At 73.0% G+C, this 6,517-nt stretch carries 10 protein-coding genes; 7 read left to right on the plus strand and 3 right to left on the minus strand.

Annotated elements, in window-relative coordinates; translation table 11 throughout:
• Window positions 1-160 precede the first annotated feature (160 nt).
• The 5 genes from ABZX65_RS35470 to ABZX65_RS35490 all read left to right on the plus strand — a co-directional run bounded on the left by ABZX65_RS35470 (window position 161) and on the right by ABZX65_RS35490 (window position 2,826).
• On the plus strand, window positions 161-667 hold the full coding sequence (locus ABZX65_RS35470; RefSeq protein ID WP_355349910.1) for an Asp23/Gls24 family envelope stress response protein: 507 nt from the start codon (window positions 161-163) through the stop codon (window positions 665-667).
• A gap of 211 nt (window positions 668-878) precedes the next feature.
• A complete protein-coding gene (locus ABZX65_RS35475; RefSeq protein WP_355349938.1) occupies window positions 879-1,451 on the plus strand; it encodes an RNA polymerase sigma factor in 573 nt (190 codons plus the stop codon).
• Window positions 1,442-2,053 (plus strand): hypothetical protein, encoded by a 612-nt coding sequence (locus ABZX65_RS35480; protein WP_355349913.1) that lies wholly within the window; start codon window positions 1,442-1,444, stop codon window positions 2,051-2,053. The genes ABZX65_RS35475 and ABZX65_RS35480 overlap by 10 nt, the downstream gene beginning before the upstream one ends.
• 4 nt (window positions 2,054-2,057) lie before the next feature.
• Window positions 2,058-2,384, plus strand: coding sequence for an Asp23/Gls24 family envelope stress response protein (locus ABZX65_RS35485; protein ID WP_355349915.1), 327 nt, complete (start codon window positions 2,058-2,060; stop codon window positions 2,382-2,384).
• Window positions 2,385-2,487: 103 nt separating this feature from the next.
• Complete coding sequence (locus tag ABZX65_RS35490) at window positions 2,488-2,826, plus strand: STAS domain-containing protein (RefSeq protein ID WP_355349918.1); 339 nt, start codon at window positions 2,488-2,490, stop codon at window positions 2,824-2,826.
• Here ABZX65_RS35490 and ABZX65_RS35495 read toward each other — a convergent pair.
• Window positions 2,781-3,671 (minus strand): DUF3626 domain-containing protein, encoded by an 891-nt coding sequence (locus ABZX65_RS35495; RefSeq protein ID WP_355349921.1) that lies wholly within the window; start codon window positions 3,669-3,671, stop codon window positions 2,781-2,783. The two genes, ABZX65_RS35490 and ABZX65_RS35495, sit on opposite strands and share 46 nt — an antisense overlap.
• A 50-nt stretch (window positions 3,672-3,721) precedes the next feature.
• Window positions 3,722-4,168, minus strand: a complete 447-nt coding sequence (locus ABZX65_RS35500) for a nuclear transport factor 2 family protein (protein WP_355349924.1) — start codon at window positions 4,166-4,168, stop codon at window positions 3,722-3,724.
• A gap of 127 nt (window positions 4,169-4,295) precedes the next feature.
• Here ABZX65_RS35500 and ABZX65_RS35505 point away from each other — a divergent pair, with 127 nt between their 5' ends.
• Complete coding sequence (locus tag ABZX65_RS35505) at window positions 4,296-4,859, plus strand: PadR family transcriptional regulator (RefSeq protein ID WP_355349927.1); 564 nt, start codon at window positions 4,296-4,298, stop codon at window positions 4,857-4,859.
• A 22-nt stretch (window positions 4,860-4,881) separates the two neighbouring features.
• A complete protein-coding gene (locus tag ABZX65_RS35510) occupies window positions 4,882-6,054 on the plus strand; it encodes a cystathionine gamma-synthase (RefSeq protein WP_355349930.1) in 1,173 nt (390 codons plus the stop codon).
• 95 nt (window positions 6,055-6,149) lie between these two features.
• On the opposite strand, the gene ABZX65_RS35515 is transcribed toward ABZX65_RS35510, so the two are convergent.
• The gene (locus tag ABZX65_RS35515; protein ID WP_355349932.1) at window positions 6,150-6,413 is read right to left on the minus strand and encodes a hypothetical protein; all 264 of its coding nucleotides are present in this window, start codon (window positions 6,411-6,413) and stop codon (window positions 6,150-6,152) included.
• Window positions 6,414-6,517 lie beyond the last annotated feature (104 nt).

Here is a 6,517-nt window from a genome sequence, read left to right on the forward strand (position 1 = left end):
TGAGGTCTCCGGATCAGGGGTGTCTTAAGAATGTCAGGGCCCATGAGGCCGCCACATGCACCGTAGGGTCGGCGTATTCGTACGATCCACCGTCGTGCGATCCGCGTCAGTGGATCCGCGCGACCCGGCCGGTGTACTTGCGAACACCAGGAGACCCGGTATGACCACGACGAAGGCCGAAGCGCCGGTTTCGCCCCAGCGCACCAGCACGGACCGCGACGACGACGGCAGCAAGGGGCAGGGCCTGGAGAAGCGGGCCGACGGCGCCTTCCGCGTGCCCGCCGAGCGCGGCCGTACGTCCATCGCCAATTCCGTCGTGGAGAAGATCGCGGGCATGGCGGCACGTGAGGTGCTCGGCGTCCACGACTTCGGCGGCAGCCTCGCCCGCAGCATGGGCGCCATCCGCGACCGCGTCCCCGGTGGCCGCCCCAACGTGACCCGCGGCGTCAAGGTCGAGGTCGGCGAGCGGCAGACGGCCGTGGACCTGGAGCTGGTGGTCGAGTACGGCGTCGCCATCACCGATGTGTCCGCCGACGTACGGGAGAACGTGATCTCCGCCGTCGAGCGCATGACCGGCCTCGAGGTCGTCGAAGTCAACGTCTCGATCGTCGACGTGCACCTGCCCGACGAGGACGACGACACCCCCGCCGAGGGACGAGTGCAGTAGCCGTTCTCCGGGGGCGCCGGGGCTGTCCCACCCCGGCGCCCCCGCACGCCGCTGCCGCTCGCACGAACCCGGTGCCGTACGGCACACCCCCGTGGACCGCGATCACCTGTTGGACGGACGACGTTGACCTGCTTGTACGTGCCTCTGCTCGCCGCCGAGGACCCGGCGCGGTGCCGTGTCCGGTGAGGCGTCCGACGGGGCGCCGTCGCATGTGCCCCCGCCCGAGCCGGAGCCCCCGGCGTCCGGGCGGGAGGAAGACCTGCTGGTCGCCCGCGCGAGCGAGGGCGACGACGAGGCGTTCGAGATCCTGGTACGGCGGCACAGCGGCGAACTGCTGCGCCTGGCACGCCGGTTGCTCGGCAACGACGCCGAGGCGGAGGACGCGGTGCAGGACGCGTATGTCAGCGCGTGGCGGCGGCTGCCGGAGTTCCGCAGGAACGCGGCCTTCGGCACGTGGATGTACCGCATCGTGACCAACCGCTGCCTCAACGTCCTCAGGGGCCGCCGCCCCACTCAGCCGCTGGACTCGATCGTCGAACCGGCCGCGCCCGAGTACCAGTCCTCGCCCGTCCGCGCCGCGGAGTCCGCCGCGTCGGCCGAGGCGCTGCACCGCGCGCTGGCCGGGCTCACACCCGAGCAGCGCGCGTGCTGGGTGCTGCGCGAATTCCACGGCCTGTCGTACGACGAGATCGCCGCCGCCGTGGGGATCGGCGAACCGGCCGTCCGGGGACGGATCTTCCGCGCCCGCCGCTATCTGACGGAGGCGATGGACACATGGCGCTAGACGACGAACTCCTGCCCTGCGACGCCTCGTTGGCCGATCTGTGGGAGGGCGGCGAGCCCGCCCCCGGCCACGAGGACTGCCCGCACTGCCGGGACTCGCTCGCCGAACTGGCCCAGCTCGACCAGGCCGTGCACCAGGCGCTGGCGGTACGCGACCTGCCCGCGCCCGATCTGGCCGCCCGCGTGATGGACCTGGTGCGGACGGAACTGCGGCCCGGCCGCCTCGTACCGCTCGGCGACCCCGCGGCCGACGACTGGATCACCGAGACCGCCGCCGCCCGGCTCTTCCGGCAGGCCGCGGACGCGGTTCCCGGTGTCGTGGCCGGGAGCTGCCGGATCACCGCGGCCCGCGAGCCCGCGCGCTACGTACTGCCCGGGCTGCCGCTGCCGCGCGTGCCGCTGCGGGTCCGCCTGGAAGTGGCCGTCGTCCTCAGCCGTACCGTCCCCGAGGCCGCCGCGGCGGTCCGCGAACGCGTCATGAACGCGGCGCACGCGGTGATCGGCCTGGACGTCGCCGCGGTGGATGTGTCGGTGGTGGACGTCCTGGACGACGGGGCGGCGGCCGACCGCCCGCTCAACGACGCGACCTCCGGGGAGGGCTGACCCGATGAACCCGCTGACCCGTACACCGGAAGAGCGCGAGACCGCGACCGCGGCGGGCGCCGCCGCGGTCGACGTCCCCGGCGTCGCCTACCTCAGCCCGCGCCTGACCGACCGCCTGCGCTCGCGTACCGCCCCCGGTGTCACGGTGCGGTGGCGGACCGACCCCGCGCAGTGCGCGGTCACGGTCTCGCTGGCCGTGCGCACCGGCTACCAGGCGGCCCGGGTCGCCCAGCACGTGCGGGAGGCGGTCGTCGAGGCGGTCTACAGGACGTATCCGCAGACGCTGACCACGCCGGTCACGGTGTCGGTGACGGTCACCGCGATCGTCTGAGACCGCCCGTTTTCACCGGGTACGTCCCCGCGCGTGATGTCCGTCCGCCCACGGTGTCCAAGGGTGCAGACCCTTCGAGATTCGAGAGAGGACACAGACCGCCATGGACGCCACGGCTCCCTTCACCTGTCCGACCGCGCTGGACGACGACGGGATACTCACCCTCCGGCCGTGCGGGGACATCGACCTCGAAGCGCGCCCGGCTCTGACCCAGGCCCAACTGGCGCTGCGCCCCGGCCTGCGGGGGGTCCACCTCGACTTCGACGCCGTCCCCTTCATGGACACGACGGCGCTGCGCTTCCTGAGCAGCCTGCACGCCCGCTGCACCGCCTTCGCGCTCCCGCTCCACATCACGGGTCTGCGCCCCCAGCACCGCCGCATGCTCTCCCTGTCCGACTACCGCCTCCCCACCTCCCCGACCTCCCCCACCACAACCGCCTGACCCTCCGGCGGCGCCCCGAAGCGGGCCACGCAGTGCCAGACGCGCTTGAGCGACTGCGGGTCGTGGCGGCCGGTGCGGGCGGCCTCGCCGATGACGCGCGGGTCGAGGAATCCGCCCTCCGCGATCTCGGCGCCCAGCGCGACGAATTCCGGTCCCCGGTAGTCCGGGTGGCGGCGCAACTCCGTGACGGCGAGGCGGAAACCGGCGTGCCACTCCAGCGGGCACGGCAGCAGGCGCGCGGCGTCCTCCACGGCGGTGCCGCGGTGGCTCGGGTCGAGCACCAGCGCCTCCACGTCCTCGGCGAGCACCACGGGACCGTGCACCTGCGCCTCCACATAGCCGTCGAGCGCGTCCCCCCGCCCGGCCGCGGTGTCCGCGCGGGCCAGCTCCACCAGGGCCGACACCGTCCCTTCGACCCCGAAGTCGGACGGTTCCCGGGCGCTGTCCGGATAGCAGAAGGTCGCCCGCGCCAGCGTCCCGGCGCGCAGCCGGAAGTGCGCGGACCCGAAGCGCGGGGCCGCGCCGACCCGCTCGCGCCGGAAGTTCAACGCCCCGTACACCGGCCGTGCCCGCCCGTCCGCCCGGTCGTACGCGCCCCCGAAGATCCGGCTCTCCCACCGCCACCGGTCTCCGCCCGGATACGCGGTCAGGCCCCCGTTGCTCGTACCGGTCACGAACTGCGACCGGTACACGCCCTCCCGTCCCAGCGCCTCCAGCATCCCCCCGCGGTCCGGATGGAAATTCACACTCACCCGCACCCCGGCGGCAACCGGCGTCCCGGCCCGCGCCAGCCCGGTCACGTGGCGCAACGCCTCATCCGCCGCGAGCGGCGTTTCCCCGGTCACGTCATCCACCCCTTGCCCCCTGCCTCCTGTGCGGGCCGAGCCGTCGGCCGTCAGCGCGGGGCCGGGGCCAGGCCGTCGGCGACGAGGCCGGCGAGGACGGCTTCGCCGAGGGTCTGGACGGCGGACTGGGGGCGGACCATGACGGTGATCTCCTTGATCAGCCCGGCCGGGTCGAACTGGAGCATGTCGATGCCGTGGATCTCCTTGCCGTTGACGGTGGCGCGGAAGAGCAGGATCGCGGACGGGGCGTCGGTGCCGTCACCGGTGGTCCGGGCGGAGCCGTCGAACCGGCCGATGTAGCGGAAGTCCTCGAAGGTGCGCACCAGGACGTGGAAGAGGCCGACGACGAGCGGCTTGCCCTCGAACGGGGTGAACTTCACCGGGCTGTAGAGCCGGATGTCGTCGGTGAACAGGCGGCTGAGGGCCTCGACGTCGCCCGACTCGACGGCGGCGCGGAAGGCGGAGGGGTCTGCGGTCACGGCGTCCGTCGCGGTCACGGCGGCTGCTCCTTCGGTTCTGGAGGGCTGCCCTGGGCGGACCCCCTAGTCGTGCATCTGATTAGTCACTTTCTTGAGTAGCATGTCGAGCGTACAACGGACCGGGCGGACGGGAGGAGGCCGGGCGATGGCTTTGCGCCACGCGGTGCTCGCGGCGCTGCTGGACGAGGAGCTGAGCGGCTACCAGCTGGCCAAGGCGTTCAACGTCGGCGTGGCCAACTTCTGGCACGCGCTGCCCCAGCAGCTCTACGCGGAACTGACCAGGCTGGAGAGCGACGGCCTGGTCACCGGCCGGGAGGTCGTCCAGGACACGCGGCCGAACAAGCGCCTCTTCCAGGTGACCGACGCCGGCCTCGCCGAACTGGAACGCTTCGCGGCGGCGCCCGCGAAACCGTCCTTCATCCGTGATGAACTCCTTGTGAAGGTTCAGACCGCCGACCGCCTCGGCACCGAGGCCGTCATCGCCCAGCTCATGGAGCGCGCCGCCTTCGCGGCGGCGAAGGCCGAGCTGTTCACGACCCTGCTCGGCAAGCTCCGCGGCGACCGGGACGAGGAGGACTTCCTGCGCCACGGCACCCGCATCGGCCCGTATCTGACGTGCCTGCGCGGCCTCGCCTTCGAGCGGGGAAACGCCGAGTGGTGCGAGCGCAGCGCGGCCGTGCTGCGCGCGAGGCTGTCGGCGCGGGCCTGACGGCGGCACTACGCTCGGGGCCATGAGCGACAAGCACATCGGGCACCAGGACATCGGCCACCAGCACTTCGAGACCCTCGCGATCCACGCCGGCCAGGCCGCGGACGCGCAGACCGGGGCCGTGGTGACGCCGATTTACCAGGTGTCGACGTACAAGCAGGACGGTGTCGGCGGCCTGCGCGGCGGCTACGAGTACAGCCGGTCGGCCAACCCGACCAGGACCGCCCTCGAAGAGAACCTGGCGGCGCTGGAGGGCGGCAGCCGCGGCCTCGCCTTCGCCTCGGGGCTCGCGGCCGAGGACTGCCTGCTGCGTACGATGCTCGCGCCGGGCGACCACGTGGTGATCCCGAACGACGCGTACGGCGGCACCTTCCGGCTCTTCGCGAAGGTCGTGGAGCGCTGGGGCGTGCGCTGGTCGGTGGCCGACACCTCCGACGTCCAGGCGGTACGGGACGCGCTCCGGCCGGAGACCAAGCTGATCTGGGTCGAGACGCCCTCGAACCCGCTGCTCGGCATCACCGACATCGCGGCGGTCGCCGGGGTCGCCCGGCAGGCCGGGGTGCGGCTGGTGGTCGACAACACCTTCGCGAGCCCTTACCTCCAGCAGCCGTTGGCGCTCGGCGCGGACGTCGTCGTGCACTCCACGACCAAGTACATGGGCGGCCACTCCGACGTGGTCGGCGGCGCGCTGGTCACCTCGGACGCGGGCCTGGGCGAGGAGTTGGCGTACCACCAGAACGCGATGGGCGCGGTCGCCGGGCCGTTCGACGCGTGGCTGGTGATGCGCGGCGTCAAGACGCTCGCGGTACGGATGGACCGGCACAGCGCCAACGCGACGCGGGTGGCCGGCATGCTGGCCGCGCACCCGAAGGTGGCGCAGGTGTACTACCCCGGTCTGCCGGAGCACGCGGGGCACGAGGTGGCCGCCAAGCAGATGAAGGCGTTCGGCGGCATGGTGTCCTTCCGCGTCGTGGGCGGCGAGGACGCGGCGGTCGCCGTCTGCGACCGCGCGGAGCTCTTCACGCTCGGCGAATCCCTCGGCGGCGTCGAGTCGTTGATCGAGCACCCGGGCCGTATGACGCACGCCTCGGTGGCCGGTTCCGCGCTGGAGGTGCCCGCCGATCTGGTACGCCTGTCGGTCGGCATCGAGGCCGCGGACGACCTGCTGGCCGACCTGGCGCAGGCCCTCGGCTGAGGTCGTGACACGGTCGTGAGAGCGTGAACTTCCGGGCCCGTACGGTCGCGCGCGCCGCGTACCGTACGGGCCCGGCGCCTTTCCCACGAAAGGCGTCAGTCCGTCGCCGACCACCAACTGCCGTCCGTCGGCGTCGTAGGGGCCGAGTGGTCGGGCCACGCCACCGCGGCCAGGACCAGACCGGCCACGACGGCCGCGAACAGCACCAGCCACAGGGTGAGTCGGACGACCCGGCGGCGGCGTACGATCCGGCGTCCGCGGGCGGCGGCGCGGGCGGTGAGATCGAGCGGGACCACCGGGTGCGGGGTGTCCAGCAGGCGGCGCACCTCGTCGTCGCGGCGGTTGGGCAGGCGGCTCACGGCGCCACCGCGCTGGACTCGGCCAACTCCGCTGCCTCGGAAGCCGGTTCGGTCTCCCTGGGGGCTCTGCGGGCCCGCGCCGCGGCGGCGGCCACGGCCCTGGC

It is taken from the genome of Streptomyces sp. NPDC003300 (assembly GCF_040610915.1).
Lineage (GTDB): Bacteria > Actinomycetota > Actinomycetes > Streptomycetales > Streptomycetaceae > Actinacidiphila.

Bases quoted from the DNA above. Each gene is read 5' to 3' on its own strand.
- ABZX65_RS35470 (WP_355349910.1), top strand. From the start codon at position 161: ATGACCACGACGAAGGCCGAAGCGCCGGTTTCGCCCCAGCGCACCAGC.
- ABZX65_RS35480 (WP_355349913.1), top strand. From the start codon at position 1,442: ATGGCGCTAGACGACGAACTCCTGCCCTGCGACGCCTCGTTGGCCGAT.
- ABZX65_RS35485 (WP_355349915.1), top strand. From the start codon at position 2,058: ATGAACCCGCTGACCCGTACACCGGAAGAGCGCGAGACCGCGACCGCG.
- ABZX65_RS35490 (WP_355349918.1), top strand. From the start codon at position 2,488: ATGGACGCCACGGCTCCCTTCACCTGTCCGACCGCGCTGGACGACGAC.
- ABZX65_RS35505 (WP_355349927.1), top strand. From the start codon at position 4,296: ATGGCTTTGCGCCACGCGGTGCTCGCGGCGCTGCTGGACGAGGAGCTG.
- ABZX65_RS35510 (WP_355349930.1), top strand. From the start codon at position 4,882: ATGAGCGACAAGCACATCGGGCACCAGGACATCGGCCACCAGCACTTC.